Genomic DNA, 17439 nt, shown 5'->3' on the forward strand with positions numbered 1-17439 from the left:
GGTCAGCTCTCGGGATCGCACACCGGACAGGGGTCCAGCCGGGCGTCCCCGACGGGGACCGCGTCCGCCCGGCCGGCGACCAGGGGGCAGTCCGGGCGGTGGGCCAGCGTCCCGCCCGGGACCCGCAGCGGCGGAGCGTCCGACGAGGGCCGGTCGTCCGTGACCGAGGGCTCCTCCGGGCCGGGGCCCGCTTCCGGTGTGCCGTACCGCGCCCCGGGCCCGCTCGGCGGCACCGTGCCCAGCAGCACCGCGCCCGCCACGATCAGCGCCGCCCCCGGCACGGTGCACGACGCCAGGTAGGGGATCTGCCGTTCCGCGAACCGCTCGCCCGACACCCCGTACCAGCCCACCACGCACAGCACCGCGCCCACGGCGACGGCCACGGCCCCGCCCCACCACAGCAGTCGCGATGTCGGCATCACGGGCCTCCGCTGGCGAGAGAGGGCGATTCCTTGCACTATGCCCAAGAAGGACAAAAAAGGCACAGACCCCGGAAACCGGCGGTGAGCCATATGGTCCACACCACGCGTACGAGTCTTCGCAAGCACCCCCGCACGGCGGCCCTGGCGGCCGCCGCGGTCCTGATCCTGGTACCGACCACCGCGGCCTGCGGCGACGGCAACGGCAACGGCGAAGCGGGGAGGTCCCCGACCCCCACCGCGACGGCGGCCTCGCCGACCGGCGACCAGCCCGCGGACCCGACCGCGGCCCGGCAGCAGATCGAGAAGAACTGGGCGGCCTTCTTCAACCCGAAGACGCCGCTCGACGAGAAGGTCAAGCTGCTGGAGAACGGCGACCGGATGCGGCCCGTCCTCCAGGCCTTCGCGGCCAACCCGCAGGCCGCGCAGACGTCCGCCAGCGTCGACGACGTCGCCTTCACCTCGGCGACCCAGGCCGACGTCACCTACGACCTGATGGTCGGCGGCACCCCGGCGCTGTCCAACTCCAAGGGCACCGCCGTGCACCAGCAGGACACCTGGAAGGTGTCCGTGAAGACGCTGTGCGCGCTGGTCAAGCTCAGCCCCGATGCGACAGCCGTGCCGGGCTGCTGAATCCCTGCTGCCGGCGGTGCTCCTGCTGTTCGCCCTGCTGCTGAGCGCCGCCTGCGGCAGCCGCCTGCCGGAGAGCGACTTCACCGCCCGGCGCCCCGCGCCGACGGCCGGCGGCCCCCCGATCCGCATCGGCATCATCACCAGCGCCACCAGCCCCGTCGGCGGCGCCGCGTTCACCGGGCCCCGCGACGGCGCCCAGGCGTACTTCGCCGCCCTCAACGCGCGCGGCGGCCTCGACGGCCGCCGCGTCGAGGTGCTCACCTGTGACGACGGCGGCAGCGGCGTCGGCAACAACGAGTGCGTCCACGAACTCGTCGACGAGGCGAAGGTCTTCGCCCTCGTCGCCACCACCGCCTTCGACTACGCCGGCGCCCCGCGCGTCGCCGCCGCCGGCGTCCCCGACATCGGCGGCCAGCCCATCGGCCCGGCGTACGACACGTATCCGCACCTGTACGGCATCTACGGCAGCTCCGCGCCGCGCACCGGCGAACCCGGCTGGGGCGGCGTCCTGTACGGCGGCACCGAGGTCTACCGCTGGTTCAAGCGCGAGCTCGGCGCCCGGACCGCGGCCGTCGTCGCGTACAACCAGGCGGACTCCGCCCGGTACGCGGCCTACGTGGAGCGGGGCCTGCGGACCGAGGGGTACCGGGTCGTCGGCGCGCAGGTCGACTTCGCACTGCCCAACTACCGGGCCGTCGCCGCCGACCTGCGCGAACAGGGCGTCGACGTCGTCTTCGACGCCCTGGACACGCACGGCAACGCGCAGCTGTGCGAGGCGATGGACGCCGTCGGCGTACGCGTCACCGCCAAGGTCACCAACGTCCAGAACTGGAACGAGGGCGTGCCGCGCGACTTCAAGGACGCCCCGCGCTGCCGCAACGCCCTGTGGGCGACGGGCGCCAGCCGCAACCACGACGAGACGTCCCACCCGGCGGTACGGGAGTTCCGCGACGCCATGGGGGACCGGCCGCTCTCCCAGTGGGCGCTGGAGGGGTGGGCCGCCGCCATGTGGTTCACGGACGCGGCCCGCTCGTGCGCCGGGGCGGACCTCACGCGGGCGTGCGTCGAGCGGTTCCTCAACCGGCCCGAGGGGTACACCGCCCGCGGGCTGCTCCTGCCCGCCGTCTTCCGGCGGCTCCCCGAGCCGCCGAAGACCAGCCGCACCTGCCTGTCCGTCGCCCGCTGGCAGGACGGCCGCGGCTGGGTCACCCAGGGCGGTGACATGGAGCGCAACTGCGCCACCGTCCCCCAGCTCGGCTACCGGCCCTGAACCCACGCCCTGACCCTGAACCCGCGCCCCGGCCCGGGCCCGCAAACCGGGGCAGCCGACCCGCGTCCTGAACCCGCGTGCCGGAAACCGCGTCCTCAATCCCAAGTACAGTCCATGCCTGACGACCATCCGAAACTGCTGGACCTGGGGGACGCGGCGACGCGATGCACATCTCATTCCTGCTCCACAACGCGTACGGGATCGGCGGCACGATCCGCACGACGTTCAACCTCGCCGCGGCCCTGGCCGAGCGGCACGACGTCGAGATCGTGTCCGTCTTCCGCCACCGCGAGGAGCCGACGCTGGACGCCCCCGCCGGCGTGACCATGAAGCACCTGGTCGACCTGCGCAAGAAGAGCCCCACGTACGACGGCGACCACCCCGACTACCGGCGGCCCGCCACGGTCTTCCCGCGCGGCGACGGCCGCTGGAAGCAGTACAGCCGCCTCACCGACGCCCGCATCGGCGCCCATCTGAGGAGCCTGGAGGCCGACGTCGTCGTCGGTACCCGCCCCGGCCTCAACGTGCACATCGCCCGCCAGGCCCGCCGCGGCCCCGTCCGCGTCGGCCAGGAGCACCTCACCCTCGACAGCCACGGCTACCGGCTGCGCCGCGAGATCGGCCACCGCTACGCCCTGCTCGACGCCGTCACCACCGTCACCGAGGCCGACGCCCGCTCCTACCGCGCCAAGCTGAAGCTGCCCGGCGTACGCATCGACGCCGTCCCCAACAGCGTCCCGGCGCCGTCCGTCGAACCCTCCGACACCACCGCCAAGTGGGTCGTCGCCGCCGGCCGCCTCACCCGGGTCAAGCGGTACGACGTGCTGATCGAGGCGTTCGCCAAGGTGGCCGCCGCCCGCCCCGACTGGCGGCTGCGGATCTACGGCTCCGGCGACGCGACCGGCAACGAGAAGAACGCGCTGCGCGCCCTCATCGAGGAGCGCGGCCTGCACAACCACGTCTACCTGATGGGCCCGGCGAACCCGCTGGAGCCCGAGTGGGTCAAGGGCTCCATCGCGGCCGTCACCTCCCGCCTCGAAGCCTTCGGCATGACCATCGTCGAGGCCATGCGCTGCGGCCTGCCGGTGGTCTCCACCGACTGCCCGCACGGCCCCGGCGAGATCATCGAGGACGGCGTCGACGGACGGCTCGTGCCCGTCGGGGACGTGGACGCCATCGCCGGCGCGCTGCTCGCCCTGATCCAGGACGACGAGCTGCGTCGCCGCACCGGTGAGGCCGCGCTGGCGGCCTCCCGGCGCTTCGACCCGGCCGCCATCGCCGAGCGCCACGAGGCGATCTTCGCCGAGCTGGTCGCCCGGGGCACCAACGGCCGCTCCCGCAGCCGGGTGCGCGACCTGCTGCACCGCACCCGCGGCGCGGTCCTCGACGCCGCGTTCACCGTGCGCTACAAGGCCGCCGACGTGCTCCGGAAGGGAAAGTCCGCATGACCGACACCACGACCCCGGCCCCCGCGCCCGGCGAGCCGCCGCGCGCGGACTGCGTCGCGGACGCCGCCGGCGGCATCACCTTCGACATCGCGGTCGTCGACACCGCCGAGCCGGTCCTCCACCTGCGCCGGCGCGGGCGCGCCGGCGGCCCGGCCGACGAGGCCCGGCTGCCGCTCACCCCGGCGAGCGCGGGCCATCTGCGGGCCGTGCTGCCCAGCACCATGGAGCTCCCCGAGGGCCGCTGGGACGTGTACCTGGGCGAGCGGCCGGTGGAACCCGGCATGCGGGACCTGCGCGCGCTCGTCGACCGCGTCCCCGACGAGGGGGGCCCGGTCGCGGTCCGCATCCCGCACCCGACGGCCGACGGGCGGCTCGCCGTGCGGAGCTGGGTGCGCGGCCCGCACGCCGAGGCAGGCGACCTCTCCTTCGGCGAGGCCGCCTGCACGGTCGAGGGCACGCTGTACGGCGCCGACCTCGGCCCCGGCGCGGTCGCCGAGGCGCGGCTGGGGGAGCGGGTGCACCGGGTGCCGGCCGCCGGCGAGAAGGGCGCCTTCGCCTTCACCCTGCCCTACGCGCCGCTCGCCGAGGAGCCCCCGGTCGAGGGGCAGCTGCTGTGGGAGCTGTGGCTGCGCCCCGACGCGGACGCCGAGGCGGTGCGCGTCTCGCGGATCCTCGACGACGTCTGGGACCGCAAGAGCGTCTTCGTCTACCCCGCGCACCGGGGCGAGGGCTTCCGGGCGGCACCCTGCTACACGAGCGACAACACCCTGTGCGTGCGCGTGACGGCGTGACGCGCGAAGGCGCCTATTTCCATGCCGCGGCGATTTCCGGGTGATATGCCGAAAGGGAAATCGGAGGCTTCTGGAATTCGGCTCCGCGGCCTGGCGAGACGGTGTGCGTCATCCGGAACAATCCGGCAGGAACGGCATCCTGGGGGGTGAAGAATTCCCCCCAAACATGTGTCGTGGTTCTGTGACAGAAGCGTGACCGGTGGGGGACATGTGTCTGGTGGGGCCGGGCGGCCCCGCTTCCGTCACTGTGCGGCGCCGCCTACGGTGAAGGGCATGGCACCGATTCCGACCCCTCCCGCACAGCCCGACGACACCCCCGAGTCCTACGTGGGCCTCGACGAGCGCGACGCCGAGCAGGTGGCCCGCTCCCGTGGCTGGACCACGGTGCGCTCGCTGCCGCCCGGCGCGATCATCACCATGGAGTTCCTCGCGGGCCGGATCAACTTCGAGGTGGACGACCACACGGTCACCCGCTGCTGGGTGGGCTGACGCCCCGTCCGCGCATACGGCGAAGGCCCCGGCCGCATCAGCAGCCGGGGCCTTCGCCGTACACGTCACGCGGGTCAGCCGCCCGTCAGGCGCCCGTCGTGCGGCCGCGCGTGCGGTGGCCTGCGGCTGCCGGCCGGCGTGACCGGCGTCCGCTCCGAGCGCACCACCGCGTGCGGCCGCGGCTGGGCCAGCGTGGCCCGCACGCTCGCCGCCCGGCCGCCGGCCGAGGCTCCCGCCGCAGGGCCGGCCCCCGCACCCACCGGCTCCGCGCCCGCACCCGCGCCCACGGGCTCCGGCTCCGCGACCGGCTCCTCGTCGACCGGTGCGGCCACCGTGCCCGCGCCCGCGCGCTGCGGGAACATCGCGGGCCGCGGCCCGCCCGCCGCCACCGGCACCGACGGCACCCGGCGCCGCCGGGCCCGCAGGGACGCGCGCAGCCGGTCGCGCGCCCCGAGGATCAGCGCCTCGGCGCGGGCGATCAGCGGCTCGCACCACGGCAGCGCCAGCAGGATCAGCAGACCGGCGGCCCAGCCCAGCAGCACATCGCTCAGCCAGTGCGTACCGAGGTAGACGGTGGTCAGGCCGACGCCGAGGGCGACCACGGCCGACAGCGCCGACAGATGGCGCCGGGCCCGCGGCGTGGTGGCCAGGTAGGAGAGGATTCCCCAGGTCACGACCGCGTTGGCGGTGTGTCCGGAAGGGAATATATCGCCGCCCGCGAACAGCTCGGCCGAGCCGATCTGCGTCGCGTAATGGGGCCCGAGCCTGCCCAGACCGATCTTGACCGCGCCGACCGTGACGTTCAGCAGCAGCAGCGCGGCGCCCAGCACCAGCAGCGGCCGCAGCGTGTGCTGGCGCCAGGAGCGCCAGCCCAGCCAGGCCGCCACCATCACCGCGGTCGGGCCGCGCTGGCCGAGCACCACGAAGTAGTCGAGCGTCGCGTGCACCTCCGGCCACTGCTGATACGGCCGGAACAGCATGACCTTCCAGTCGAGGGTCACGAGCCACGACGAGACGAGCACGGCCACCACGATCGCGAGATAGAACGCCGCCGTCCCGCCGAAGAGGGCGAGACGGGTGCGGCTCATCCGCGGGATCTCAATCTTCGGCGGTTCCGGCTCCCGGTCCAGCCGGGCGAAGATGTCGGTACGCACCCAATCGACGTTACAGCGAGTGAGGGGCCGTTCAGGCCGATCCGGTCTCTTCGTGATGACGATGTGATGTGGAGTGTGTCTCAGCCACCTGCTTATTCCATGCTTATCCATAAAGCGTGCAGGTCGTGTGTCGTATTTACGCCCGAGGCCCCCGCGGGAACGGCGATCAGCGGGCGCGGAAAAGCGTGCGGAGTACGGTCGCCCGGAATTCACCCCGGCGCGCCGCGCGTCCCGAGTGGCGTACGCCACACGCCCGCGCGCGCCCCGGTGAGAGGTGGACCACGCGCCACCCGCCCCGACTCGCGTACGCTGACGGCTCACTCGCCCGTCGATGCCGGGCCGTCCGGGGGCGTCCCTCCCCCCGGCCAGTGCCCACCGAGCGCGAGGGATTCATCTGTGGGAGGTACGTACATGCTCGGGACGACCACGGCCTCGGCACGACTCCGTGCCGCCGGCGGCGGTGCCAACCGCTGGGTCGTCCTGTTCGTCCTCTGCGTCAGCCTGCTGCTCGTCGCGCTCGACGCGACCGTGCTGCACGTCGCCGTGCCCGCCGTCACCGAGGACCTGCGCCCCAGCTCCACCGCGCTGCTGTGGATGGTGGACGCCTATCCGCTGGTGTGCGCCTCGCTGCTGATCCTCTTCGGCACGCTCGGTGACCGGCTCGGGCGGCGCAGGGTCCTGCTGGCCGGTTACGGACTGTTCGGCGTGGCCTCGGCGGTCGCGGCGTTCGCCGAGACACCGCACGTGCTGATCGCCGCGCGCGCCCTGCTGGGCATCGGCGGCGCCATGATCATGCCGGCGACGCTGTCGATCCTCCGCGCGGTCTTCCCCGACCGGCGCGAGCGCGCCACCGCGATCGGCATCTGGACCGCCGTCGCCGCCGTCGGCGCGGCGACCGGTCCGGTGCTCGGCGGCTTCCTGCTGGAGCACTTCTGGTGGGGCTCGGTCTTCCTGATCAACATCCCGCTGATGGCGGTGATCCTGCCCGCCGGCCGCTGGCTCCTGCCCGAGTCCAAGGGCAGCGGCGACGGCCCCTGGGACGTCCTCGGCGCGCTCATGGCCGCGGCCGGGATCATGGGCGTGGTCCTCGGCGTCAAGCGGCTCGGCGCCGGTGACGACTCGCCGCTGAGCCCGGGGACGGTCGGGCCGCTGCTCGTGGGCGCCGCGCTGCTGGTGCTGTTCGTACGGCGGCAGCGGCGCCGGCCGCACCCGCTGATCGACATGCGGATGTTCTCGCGCGCCGCCTTCACCACGTCCGTCGGCTGCATCGTGCTGGCCATGCTCGCGCTGGTCGGCCTGGAGCTGATCGCCGTCCAGTACCTCCAGCTGGTGCTGGAGCTCAGCCCGGTCGAGACCGGGCTGCGGCTGCTGCCGCTGACCTTCGCCGCGATGGCCGCCGGGGCCACCGGCTCGTACACGCTGCGCCGCGTCGGGCCGCGCCGGATGGTCGGCTGGGGCTTCGTCCTCACGGCCGGCGCCGTGCTGCTGCTGGTGCTCATGGGGCACCAGGACCGCCCGCTGCTGCTCACGGCCGGCTTCGTGCTGCTCGGCTTCGGCCTGCAGACCACGCTCTTCGGCGCGTACGAGTCGATGCTCAGCGAGGCGCCGGCGCACAGCGCGGGCGGCGCGGCGGCCATCGGCGAGACCTCCTACCAGCTCGGCGCCGGCATGGGCATCGCGCTCCTCGGCAGCGTCATGAACGCCGCGTACGCGCCCGGCCTGGCGCGGGTCCCGGGCGTGCCCGAGGCCGCCGGCGCCGCGGCGGCCAACTCGCTGGGCGAGGCGTACCAGGTGGCCGCCCAGCTCGGCGGCGCGGGGGGCGAGGCCCTGCGCACCGCCGCCCGGCACTCCTTCGTGCACGGCCTGCACGTCACGCTCGTCGTCAGCGCGGGACTGCTGCTCGCGGGCGCCGCGATGGCGCTGCGCCTGCCGCGCGTCATGGAGTCGCAGGCGGACCTCGACGCCCGCCTCGGCGGTGCGCCCGAGCCCGCGCCCGAGCCGGAGGGCCGTCCGGACACCGTGCCCGGCGCGCGCCCGGCGCCGTCGCAGGAGTGCGAGCTGCTGCACGTGCCCGCGCGGCGCGAGCCCGCGGAGCCGGCCAGGTCCGGGCGTACGGCACACTGAGCCCGCGCCGGGACGGCCGGGGCTGGACGCCGCCGCTCACCGCGTCGTAACGTCGGCGCCGAGCCGTACCTAACGGCGTTAGTTTTAGTGGCCGGCCCTCCGGAGGTCCCGTCGTGTCCGCACCCGCGAAGCTCCCGCCCTTCGACCCCAGCGACCCCCTCGGCATCGACGACCTCCTCGAACCCGAGGACCTCGCCATCCGCGACACCGTCCGCGGCTGGGCCGCCGACCGGGTGCTGCCGCACATCGCGGAGTGGTACGAGAAGGGCGAGCTGCCCGGCATCCGTGAGCTGGCCCGTGAACTCGGCTCCCTCGGCGCGCTCGGCATGTCGCTGGAGGGGTACGGCTGCGCGGGCGCGAGCGCCGTCCAGTACGGACTGGCCTGCCTGGAGCTGGAGGCCGCCGACTCCGGCATCCGCTCCCTGGTCTCGGTCCAGGGCTCCCTCGCCATGTACGCCATCCACCGCTTCGGCTCCGAGGATCAGAAGCAGCGCTGGCTGCCGTCGATGGCGGCGGGCGAGACGATCGGCTGCTTCGGCCTGACCGAGCCCGACCACGGCTCCGACCCGGCCGCGATGCGGACGTACGCCAAGAAGGACGGCGGCGACTGGGTCCTCAACGGCCGCAAGATGTGGATCACCAACGGCTCGGTCGCCGGGGTCGCGGTCGTCTGGGCGCAGACCGACGACGGCATCCGCGGCTTCGCCGTCCCGACGGACACCCCCGGCTTCTCGGCGCCGGAGATCACCCACAAGTGGTCGCTGCGCGCGAGCGTCACCAGCGAGCTGGTCATGGACGACGTACGGCTCCCGGCCGACGCGGTGCTGCCGGGCGTCACCGGGCTGAAGGGGCCGCTCAGCTGTCTGAGCCACGCCCGTTACGGCATCGTGTGGGGCGCCATGGGCGCCGCGCGCTCGTCGTTCGAGGCGGCGCTGGAGTACGCGAAGACCCGCGAGCAGTTCGGCAAGCCCATCGGCGGCTTCCAGCTCACGCAGGCCAAGCTCGCCGACATGGCCGTGGAGCTCCACAAGGGGGTCCTGCTCGCCCACCACCTCGGGCGCCGGCTGGACGCCGGGAAGCTCCGCCCCGAGCAGGTCAGCTTCGGCAAGCTGAACAACGTGCGGGAGGCGATCGAGATCTGCCGCACCTCGCGCACCATCCTGGGCGCCAACGGGATCTCGCTCGAATACCCCGTCATGCGGCACGCCACCAACCTGGAATCGGTGCTCACCTACGAGGGCACCGTGGAGATGCACCAGCTGGTGCTGGGCAAGGCGCTCACCGGACTCGACGCCTTCCGGTAAGCGGGCCTTGCCCTAGCTCTGGTTGAAGAAGCCGTCCTCGGTGCGCGACCCGGCCTCGCCGTTGACGATCTCCGTGTTCGCGGGCGTCAGCAGGAAGACCCGGGTCGCCACGCGCTCGATCGAGCCGCGCAGCCCGAAGGTCAGGCCGGCCGCGAAGTCGACCACGCGCTTGGCGTCGGCGGGCTCCATGGTGGTGAGGTTCATGATGACCGGCACGCCGTCGCGGAAGAGCTCGCCGATCGCCCGGGCGTCCCGGAAGCCGTCCGGGGACACCGTGGCGATCCTGCGGCCCTCCTCCTGCGCGGTCTCGGAGGCGACCCGCACCCGCGGGTCGGTCACCCAGGCGTCGCCGTCGCGGTCGCTCCCGGCGTACTCGTCGTCGTAGTAACGCTCGTCGTTGTCCTCGACGAGACCGAGCCATGCACTCGCCTTGCGCACCGATCCCATGGACGCCTCCTTTCGTCGCGGTCACTTGTGGTTCCGCTATCCCTATCGTCGACCATCATGCGGATCGCGCGCCAAGTGGATAGTCGCCGCGCAGGCGATTCGTGACGGTACTGGTGCAGAGGATGTGGCGATTCGTCAAGATTCTGCGGGCATACGGCCCCTGAAGGAGGGCTTCCGCAACTCATATATGACATTCGGGCCGGATGGGTGAGCGAGCGGACGTACGGGTGAACGGATCAGGCCGATACGATGCCCGCCGCACAGTCGCACAACACACGGGGGAGCGGGAAAAGCACGTGTTCGGAATCGTCAGGCCCTGCACGCACAGGCTCACCGACGGGCTCAAGACGGAGTGGATGGCCCATCTCTGCGGCCTCTGCCTGGCCCTGAGGGCGGATCACGGGCAGTTCGCCCGGGTCGCCACCAACTACGACGGCCTCATCATCTCCGTCCTGACGGAGGCTCAGGCCGAGCGCGACCCGGCCGCACGCCGCACCGCAGGGCCCTGCCCGCTGCGCGCGATGCGCACCGCCCCGGTCGCGCGCGGCGAGGGTGCGCGGCTGGCCGCCGCCGTCTCGCTGGTGCTGGCCTCGGCGAAGGTGCGGGACCATGTCGCCGACCGGGACGGGCTGCTGGCCCGCCGCCCGATGGCCGCCGCCGCGCGGCGCGTCGCCCGGGGCTGGGACCGGGCCGGCGCGCGGGCCGGCCGCGAGCTCGGCTTCGACACGGCGGTCCTGGTCGACGCGGTGGACCGGCAGACCGGCATCGAGGCGCTGGCGGGCCCCGGTACGCCGCTGCTCGCGATCACCGAGCCCACGGAGACCGCCACCGCCGCGGCCTTCGCGCACACCGCCGTCCTCGCGGGCAGGCCGTCGAACGCCGAGCCGCTGGCCGAGGCGGGCCGGCTCTTCGGACGCCTCGCGCACCTCCTCGACGCCGTCGAGGACCGCGAGGCCGACGCCGCCTCCGGCGCCTGGAACCCCCTCACCGCCACCGGCACGCCGCTCCCCGAGGCACGGCGCCTCGCGGACGACGCGCTGCACGGGATACGGCTGGCCCTGCGGGACGCGGAGTTCGCGGACGACAAGCTGCTGCACGTGCTGCTCGCCCACGAGCTGCGCCGGTCGGTGGACCGGGCGTTCGGGACGGCGACCTGCTCGCACCAGGGGCACGGCGCGCCCAACCCGTACGGCCAGCCCAACCCGTACGGCGGCCAGCCCGGAGGCCCCTACCAGGCCGGCCCGTACCAGAGCGGGCCCTACCAGGCCGGTCCGCACCAGGGCGGTGGCCAGGGACCGTACGGCGGTGGGTACCCCGGTGGCCCCGGCGGCGGCATGCCGCCCGGCTTCGGCGGCGGGCCCGGCGGCGGGGAGCCCTCCCGGCCCAAGCCGCCCCGCGGCTTCCTGGCCGGGTGCGCGGCCTTCACCTGGCTCTTCTGCACCTGCCAGATCTGCTGCGCCAAGGAGTACGAGGGCCCCTGGTCGCGCAAGAAGCGCGAGGGATGCTGCCGCGACTGCGACTGCAACGTCGGAAGCTGCGACTGCTGCTGCCCCTGCGACGGCTGCTGACGCCCGTACCCGGGGGCGCATGAGCCGGGACGCACCGCAGGGCGGCGGGAGCAGCGGGGGCGGCGGGGGCGCCGCGACGGGCGGCGCCGGCACGACCAGCGCGTCGCCCCCGTCGCGGTGCCGACCTCCCGGAAGGTCGAATTCCGGCCGCCCGGGTGCCTGGCGTGACGCGGGCGTCCGCCCCCTGAACGCCGACGGCCGCGAGTGGGCCGGCCCTGGCCGGGGAGCTCGCCTTCGAGCCCGGCGGTGCCGCGCACGCGCCGCGCGTCGCGGTCGAGGAAGGCGGCTCGTCGCGGGCGTCTTCGCCGACGCCACCAGTGGCCGGGACGCGTACCGCTTCCCGCGCCCGCCCGCGCCCGACGGCAGCGTTCCGGTCGACCGCGACCGCGCGCCGCTGCCGCCGCGCGCCTTCGCCGGAGCACGTCATCCGCTCCTTCCCGTAACCTGCCGCACTGATCGGGTACGGCCGAAAGACACCCTTGCGCGGGGTAGTTGATCCCGCGAATACTCCCGGAGCAGCGCTTGTCAGGGGCACGACGTGTTCGCAATCCGAACGCGTAAGAAACCCTGGCTGCGCCTCACGGGCCCGACACCCCACGGCGGGCCCCCGATTCCCTCGGAGGAACGTAAGTGAGGATCAAGCGCACCACCCCCCGCGACGGCATAGCCAGACGCACCCGTCTGCTCGCCGTCTCCGTCGGTCTGGTCTCCGCCGCCGCCCTCGCGGTCCCCGCCGCGAACGCGGACTCTCCCCGGACCTACAGCGCGTCCGACCTGTCCGCTGCAGGCTCCGCCGTGCTGGAAGCCGACGTACCGGGCACCGCCTGGCACGTCGACGGCAAGACCAACACCCTGGTCGTCACCGCCGACTCGACCGTCTCCCAGGACGAGATCGCGAAGATCAAGCGCGAAGCCGGCGCCAACGCCGGTGCCCTGCGCATCGAGCGCACCCCGGGCAAGTTCACCAAGCTCATCTCCGGCGGCGACGCCATCTACTCCAGCAACTCGCGCTGCTCCCTCGGATTCAACGTCCGCGACAGCGCGGGCGCGTACTACTTCCTCACCGCCGGGCACTGCACCGACGGCGTGGGCACCTGGTACGCCAACTCCGGCCGCACCACGGTGCTCGGGTCCACGTCCGGGTCCAGCTTCCCGAACAACGACTACGGGATCGTCCGCTACACCAACAGCTCCATCACCAAGTCCGGCACCGTCGGCAGCGTGGACATCACCAGCGCCGCCAACGCCACCGTCGGCATGTCCGTCACGCGCCGCGGGTCCACCACCGGCACCCACAGCGGCTCCGTCACCGGCCTGAACGCCACGGTCAACTACGGCGGCGGCGACGTGGTCTACGGCATGATCCGGACGAACGTGTGCGCCGAGCCCGGCGACAGCGGCGGCCCGCTCTACTCCGGCAGCCGCGCCATCGGCCTCACCTCCGGCGGCAGCGGCAACTGCTCCTCCGGTGGGACGACCTTCTTCCAGCCGGTCACCGAGGCGCTGAGCGCGTACGGGGTCAGCGTCTACTGACCTGCAGGCCGAACCACCCTTCCGTGTGAGCTCGGTGAGTCCCCCGGCCGGAATCCGGCCGGGGGACTCGACGCACTGCCCGTGGTCGTCCACATTCGAGGGGATGTGAGAACGGTCGGGCACAGGGGAGCGGGGGCGGATGAAGCGCATCGGAGTGACCGGCCACAGGGACATCCCCGACGAGCTCCACGCCCATGTCCGCGCCGCGATGCGGGCCGCGTTCCTGGGGCACGACGGCGCCCTGGAGGCGCTCTCCAGCCTCGCCACCGGGGCGGACCAGCTCTTCGCGGACATCGCGCTGGCCTGCGGGGCCGAGCTGGTCGCCGTCATCCCCAGCGGGGACTACGAGGACGGCTTCGCGGACGACGCCGAACTGGCCCGCTACCGGGGCCTGAGGAAGCGCGCCACCCGGGAGGTCCGGATGGCGTTCCCGCACTCCACCGACGAGGCGTACTACGCGGCCGGCACGTACATCGCCGACCACTGCGACCGGCTGCTCGCGGTCTGGGACGGCCGCCCGGCGCGCGGCCTGGGCGGTACGGGGGACATCGTGCGGTACGCCCGCGAGCTGGGGAAACCGGTGACGGTCATCTGGCGCGCGGGCGTCGAGCGCCCTTGACGGACGCGGCTACCTGCGGTGCTGCACCAGCCAGTCCGTGTGCTGCGGCGAGACGATGCGCTCGGTCTCGTACACCGCCGCCGGCCACCTGTCCTCGCCGACCGTCGTCTCCATCGCGGTGTGCATGGCCGCCAGGTCCTCCTCCACCAGCGAGTGCGCGGCGATGAGCGGCTGGTGGCGGCGGATCTCGCTCCACGCGACACCGGCGGCCGCCGTGGCGGACAGCAGGCCGGCGAGCACGGCCGACCCGCCGGCCGAGAAGGTCTGGAACAGCCCGAGGAGGAAGGCGACGAGGGTGAGCACGGCGGTGCTCGCCCGCCACAGGCCCGTGGCCCGCCGCGAGACCTCCGTCCGCCGGTGGTACCAGTTGCGCTGCTCGATCAGCCGGTCCCGTACGTACGTCTCCTTGCGCACCCGGAAGGGTTTGTCGCGCAGCATCCGCATGGCCGGGGTGATGAGGTCGGCTCCGGGGTCGTGCCCCTGCTCCCGGGGGTCCAGCCAGCCGACCTTGCGCAGCTCGCCGAGTCCCTCCTCCAGGCGCAGGAGGAACTCCCCCTCCGGGTCGCGGGAGTCGGCGTCGAAGGGCGCGCCGTGGACCGCGTACCTCCAGCACATCGATTTGATGAACTCGGCGGCTGACCGGTTCAGTTGCCAATGCGACTTCGCACGGCGCCTGGAGGCGCGGTAGCCGGCCAGGAGCACGCCGGCGTACGCCGACGCGCTGAGCGCGCCCGCCAGTTGGAAGGTGTCTCCGATCCGCCAGCCGCCGGGCACCGCCGCCAGGAAGGCGCCGAGCACCAGCAGGAGCAGCTGCGTCCGGGTGTCCCTCACCGCCTCGCGCTGCCGGGTGATGGCCGTCTCGTCCGCCCGGTGGAACAGCGCCGGCAGATCCTCGTTCCGGAAGACCATGCTCTGCAGTGGGCCCTGATACCCGGTCATACGCACCCCCGTCTGCGGTTTTGTGTCACTCTTTCGGTGGAATGGATCGTTCCGGGGAGGTCGGGGAATACTGGCGCAACGCATTTCCTTCATGTGTTCGCGCTGATTTGCCGTGGGTGGCCACGAGAGTAAAGTCGTGCCGCCGACACTGCAACGGTGCGGTTCCCCTCAGATCGCCACATATGCCCAAGGACGGCCGCCGTGAGCTTTCAGACCTCTATGACATTCGCTGTCGCGAAGAAGAATCGTGTTCCGCTCGCCGAGATCGACGTCCGGGCGGCGGAAGCGGCCAAGAAGATCAGCCGGGTGCTGCCCGCCATCGGTGACCGTACCGGACGCGGGGCGACGTTCAACTCCGCGCTCTGAAGCGGCCGAAAACAGCCCTGAAGTAGCTCTAAACTGGCGGAATGACCGGACCGCTGGTCCCTTTCCGCGAGATCGTTCTGAAAGTGCACAGCAGGTGCGATCTCGCATGCGACCACTGCTATGTGTACGAACACGCTGATCAGAGCTGGCGTACCCGCCCTAAGGCAATCTCTGACGAGGCGATTTCCTGGACAGCTCTGCGACTGGCCGAGCATGCGAAGGAACATGCCCTGCCCTCCGTGACAGTGATCCTGCACGGAGGGGAGCCGCTGCTGGCGGGGCCGGCCCGGCTGCGGCGCGTCTGCGAGGAACTGACCCGGACGCTCGGCCCCCACACCGCGCTCGACCTGCGCATCCACACCAACGGCCTCCAGCTCGGCCCCCGCTACCTCGACCTCTTCGCCGAGTACGGCGTCCGCGTGGGCATCTCCCTCGACGGCGACAAGGCCGCCAACGACCGCCACCGCCGCTTCGCCGACGGCCGCTCCAGCCACCCCCTCGTCCTCAGGGCCGTCGGCCTGCTGCGCCAGGAGCGCTACCGCCACCTCGACCTCGGGCTGCTCTGCACCATCGACGTGGCCAACGACCCCGTTGCCGTCTACGACGCGCTGGCCGCGCTCGAACCGCCGCGCATCGACTTCCTGCTGCCGCACGCCACCTGGCAGAACCCGCCGCCCCGCCCGGACGGTTCGCCCACCGCGTACGCCGACTGGATCCTCACCGCCTTCGACCGGTGGGACCGGCAGGGCAGGCCCTTGCCCGTGCGGCTCTTCGAGTCGGTGCTCTCCACCCTCGGCGGCGGCCCCAGCCTCACCGAATCCCTCGGCCTCGCCCCCACCGACCTCGTCGTGGTGGAGACCGACGGCACCCTCGAACAGGTCGACTCCCTCAAGAGCGCCTACGACGGCGCCGCCGCCACCGGCTTCGACGTCTACCGGCACTCCTTCGACGAGGTCGCCGCCCACCCCGGCGTGCGCGTCCGCCAGCTCGGGCTCGCCGGGGTGAGCGCCACCTGCCGCGACTGCCCCGTGGTCCGCTCCTGCGGCGGCGGGCTCTACACCCACCGCTACCGCGCGGACGGCACCGGCTTCGCCAACCCCTCCGTCTACTGCGCCGACCTCGAAGCCCTGGTGCGCGGCATCGAGGACCGCACGGCGGCGCGTACGGCGTCCCCCGCCGTGACCGACCCGGCCGCCCTCGCCGCCGAACAGCACGACCTGACCCGCGTCCTCCTCGCCGAGCTGCACCACCGCCTCGACGGGCGCGGCGGCGAGCCGTGGGCCGAGGCCTGGGAGCTCGCCTCCACCGTCGAGCGGCGCTCCGACGGCCTCGACGAGGTGCTGGCCCACCCCTACACCCGCACCTGGCTCCTCGACTGCCTCGACGCCCTCCACGAGGACCGCCCCACCGCGCCCGCCCTCGCCCGGCAGCTGCCGCGGTACGTCGCCGCCGCGGCCGTACGCGGCCGGGTCGACGCCCCGGTCCGCGTCCCGCACCCGGGCGGCCCGCTGCACCTGCCCACGCTCGGCGCGCTCACCGTCCCCGCCGCCGGCACCGCGGAGGTACGGGCGACCGGGGACGGCTTCGTCGTACGGGCCGGCGGCGCCGAGCAGCGCGTCGAACGGCTCGGCGAGGAGGGCCCCCGCTGGCTCCCCGTGCGGCGCCACCCGGGCGACGGCCGCGCGCTCGACGACCTCGACCCGTACCGCGACCGCTTCGCCGCCCCCGCCACCGGGCGGCTCACCGCCGCCGACGCCGCCGACTGGAGCGGACGCCTGGAGGCAGCCTGGCGGCTGCTGCGGCACGCCGCGCCCGGCCAGGCCGCCGAGGCCGCCGCCCGGCTGACCACCCTGACCCCGCTCACCGGGACCGCGCCCCGCGTGGGCCGGCACGGCTACGGCGCGCTCGGCCTGCCGTTGCGGGGCGGCCCCGGTGAGCTGGCCCTGGCGCTGCTGCGCGGCTTCCGGCGCGCCACGTTGCGGGCGCTGCTCGACGTGACGGACCTCTACGCCTTGGACGGCGCCTGGAGCCACCCCGCACCCTGGCAGGAGGCGCCGGTCCCGGTCTCCGCGCTGCTCGCCGGGGCGTACGAACGCACCGGCCTCGCGGCGTACGAACCCGGCCACCCGGTCCACGCCGCGCACGCCGAGCGGGCCCTGGACCGGCTCGAAGGTGCCGCCGAGCTCACCGTCAGCGGCAAAGCGCTGGTGGCCGCCCTGCGGGAAGAGCTGTGCCGTGGCCGCGGATGACTGAAAAGCGGCGTTGATTGACTGAACGTCGTGGGGGCGGAGCGAACCTGCTCCGGAATGATTGATTCGCTCGTATCCTTCCCATC

Annotated in this window: 16 protein-coding genes; 12 read left to right on the forward strand and 4 right to left on the reverse strand. The window is 73.4% G+C overall.

Annotated elements, in window-relative coordinates:
• Positions 1 to 2 precede the first annotated feature (2 nt).
• Positions 3 to 419 (reverse strand): hypothetical protein, encoded by a 417-nt coding sequence (locus ACZ42X_RS15365; RefSeq protein WP_468289237.1) that lies wholly within the window; start codon positions 417 to 419, stop codon positions 3 to 5.
• A 93-nt stretch (positions 420 to 512) separates the two neighbouring features.
• Between ACZ42X_RS15365 and ACZ42X_RS15370 the strand changes: the two genes are divergently transcribed.
• From ACZ42X_RS15370 to ACZ42X_RS15390, 5 genes are all read left to right on the forward strand, one after another.
• On the forward strand, positions 513 to 1052 hold the full coding sequence (locus tag ACZ42X_RS15370; protein ID WP_468289240.1) for an MTB12 C-terminal domain-containing protein: 540 nt from the start codon (positions 513 to 515) through the stop codon (positions 1050 to 1052).
• Positions 1027 to 2322, forward strand: coding sequence for an ABC transporter substrate-binding protein (locus tag ACZ42X_RS15375; RefSeq protein WP_468289243.1), 1296 nt, complete (start codon positions 1027 to 1029; stop codon positions 2320 to 2322). Before ACZ42X_RS15370 ends, ACZ42X_RS15375 begins: the two co-directional genes overlap by 26 nt.
• Positions 2323 to 2486: 164 nt before the next feature.
• Positions 2487 to 3770, forward strand: coding sequence for a glycosyltransferase family 4 protein (locus tag ACZ42X_RS15380; protein ID WP_468289246.1), 1284 nt, complete (start codon positions 2487 to 2489; stop codon positions 3768 to 3770).
• A complete protein-coding gene (locus tag ACZ42X_RS15385) occupies positions 3767 to 4561 on the forward strand; it encodes a hypothetical protein (RefSeq protein WP_468289249.1) in 795 nt (264 codons plus the stop codon). The genes ACZ42X_RS15380 and ACZ42X_RS15385 overlap by 4 nt, the downstream gene beginning before the upstream one ends.
• 273 nt (positions 4562 to 4834) lie before the next feature.
• Positions 4835 to 5050 carry an I78 family peptidase inhibitor gene (locus ACZ42X_RS15390; RefSeq protein ID WP_361421817.1) on the forward strand — a complete coding sequence of 72 codons (216 nt, stop codon included), beginning with the start codon at positions 4835 to 4837 and terminating at the stop codon, positions 5048 to 5050.
• 74 nt (positions 5051 to 5124) lie between these two features.
• Here the strand turns inward: ACZ42X_RS15390 and ACZ42X_RS15395 are convergent, their stop codons facing one another.
• Positions 5125 to 6204, reverse strand: a complete 1080-nt coding sequence (locus tag ACZ42X_RS15395; RefSeq protein WP_468289252.1) for a phosphatase PAP2 family protein — start codon at positions 6202 to 6204, stop codon at positions 5125 to 5127.
• A gap of 411 nt (positions 6205 to 6615) precedes the next feature.
• Here ACZ42X_RS15395 and ACZ42X_RS15400 point away from each other — a divergent pair, with 411 nt between their 5' ends.
• Positions 6616 to 8328 (forward strand): MFS transporter, encoded by a 1713-nt coding sequence (locus tag ACZ42X_RS15400; RefSeq protein ID WP_468289255.1) that lies wholly within the window; start codon positions 6616 to 6618, stop codon positions 8326 to 8328.
• Between the two features lie 113 nt (positions 8329 to 8441).
• Positions 8442 to 9632: an acyl-CoA dehydrogenase family protein gene (locus ACZ42X_RS15405; protein ID WP_468289258.1), complete on the forward strand. Its 1191-nt coding sequence runs from the start codon at positions 8442 to 8444 to the stop codon at positions 9630 to 9632.
• Positions 9633 to 9644: 12 nt separating this feature from the next.
• Here ACZ42X_RS15405 and ACZ42X_RS15410 read toward each other — a convergent pair whose 3' ends face one another.
• A complete protein-coding gene (locus tag ACZ42X_RS15410) occupies positions 9645 to 10079 on the reverse strand; it encodes a cell division protein SepF (protein ID WP_355357055.1) in 435 nt (144 codons plus the stop codon).
• A 296-nt stretch (positions 10080 to 10375) separates the two neighbouring features.
• Between ACZ42X_RS15410 and ACZ42X_RS15415 the strand changes: the two genes are divergently transcribed.
• The 3 genes from ACZ42X_RS15415 (at position 10376) to ACZ42X_RS15425 (ending at position 13799) form a co-directional block, all read left to right on the forward strand.
• Positions 10376 to 11647 (forward strand): DUF5685 family protein, encoded by a 1272-nt coding sequence (locus ACZ42X_RS15415; RefSeq protein ID WP_468289261.1) that lies wholly within the window; start codon positions 10376 to 10378, stop codon positions 11645 to 11647.
• 630 nt (positions 11648 to 12277) lie between these two features.
• Positions 12278 to 13180, forward strand: coding sequence for a S1 family peptidase (locus tag ACZ42X_RS15420; RefSeq protein WP_361421835.1), 903 nt, complete (start codon positions 12278 to 12280; stop codon positions 13178 to 13180).
• 139 nt (positions 13181 to 13319) lie between these two features.
• Positions 13320 to 13799 carry a hypothetical protein gene (locus tag ACZ42X_RS15425; protein WP_468289264.1) on the forward strand — a complete coding sequence of 160 codons (480 nt, stop codon included), beginning with the start codon at positions 13320 to 13322 and terminating at the stop codon, positions 13797 to 13799.
• A 9-nt stretch (positions 13800 to 13808) separates the two neighbouring features.
• On the opposite strand, the gene ACZ42X_RS15430 is transcribed toward ACZ42X_RS15425, so the two are convergent.
• The gene (locus tag ACZ42X_RS15430; RefSeq protein WP_468290137.1) at positions 13809 to 14708 is read right to left on the reverse strand and encodes a DUF4231 domain-containing protein; all 900 of its coding nucleotides are present in this window, start codon (positions 14706 to 14708) and stop codon (positions 13809 to 13811) included.
• Between the two features lie 249 nt (positions 14709 to 14957).
• Between ACZ42X_RS15430 and fxsA the strand changes: the two genes are divergently transcribed.
• Positions 14958 to 15104 carry an FxSxx-COOH cyclophane-containing RiPP peptide gene (fxsA, locus tag ACZ42X_RS15435; RefSeq protein WP_403552487.1) on the forward strand — a complete coding sequence of 49 codons (147 nt, stop codon included), beginning with the start codon at positions 14958 to 14960 and terminating at the stop codon, positions 15102 to 15104.
• Positions 15105 to 15145: 41 nt separating this feature from the next.
• Positions 15146 to 17353: a radical SAM/SPASM protein FxsBH, inactivated beta-hydroxylase extension form gene (fxsBH, locus tag ACZ42X_RS15440; protein WP_468289266.1), complete on the forward strand. Its 2208-nt coding sequence runs from the start codon at positions 15146 to 15148 to the stop codon at positions 17351 to 17353.
• Positions 17354 to 17439: the final 86 nt, after the last annotated feature.

It is taken from the genome of Streptomyces sp. NPDC030862 (genome assembly GCF_055571835.1).

Excerpts from the sequence above, each read along its gene's own strand:
- ACZ42X_RS15430 (WP_468290137.1), bottom strand. The coding sequence starts at position 14,708 with ATGGTCTTCCGGAACGAGGATCTGCCGGCGCTGTTCCACCGGGCGGAC.
- ACZ42X_RS15400 (WP_468289255.1), top strand. The coding sequence starts at position 6,616 with ATGCTCGGGACGACCACGGCCTCGGCACGACTCCGTGCCGCCGGCGGC.
- ACZ42X_RS15410 (WP_355357055.1), bottom strand. The coding sequence starts at position 10,079 with ATGGGATCGGTGCGCAAGGCGAGTGCATGGCTCGGTCTCGTCGAGGAC.
- ACZ42X_RS15385 (WP_468289249.1), top strand. The coding sequence starts at position 3,767 with ATGACCGACACCACGACCCCGGCCCCCGCGCCCGGCGAGCCGCCGCGC.
- fxsBH (WP_468289266.1), top strand. The coding sequence starts at position 15,146 with ATGACCGGACCGCTGGTCCCTTTCCGCGAGATCGTTCTGAAAGTGCAC.
- ACZ42X_RS15425 (WP_468289264.1), top strand. The coding sequence starts at position 13,320 with ATGAAGCGCATCGGAGTGACCGGCCACAGGGACATCCCCGACGAGCTC.
- ACZ42X_RS15380 (WP_468289246.1), top strand. The coding sequence starts at position 2,487 with ATGCACATCTCATTCCTGCTCCACAACGCGTACGGGATCGGCGGCACG.
- fxsA (WP_403552487.1), top strand. The coding sequence starts at position 14,958 with ATGACATTCGCTGTCGCGAAGAAGAATCGTGTTCCGCTCGCCGAGATC.
- ACZ42X_RS15375 (WP_468289243.1), top strand. The coding sequence starts at position 1,027 with ATGCGACAGCCGTGCCGGGCTGCTGAATCCCTGCTGCCGGCGGTGCTC.
- ACZ42X_RS15365 (WP_468289237.1), bottom strand. The coding sequence starts at position 419 with ATGCCGACATCGCGACTGCTGTGGTGGGGCGGGGCCGTGGCCGTCGCC.
- ACZ42X_RS15370 (WP_468289240.1), top strand. The coding sequence starts at position 513 with ATGGTCCACACCACGCGTACGAGTCTTCGCAAGCACCCCCGCACGGCG.
- ACZ42X_RS15390 (WP_361421817.1), top strand. The coding sequence starts at position 4,835 with ATGGCACCGATTCCGACCCCTCCCGCACAGCCCGACGACACCCCCGAG.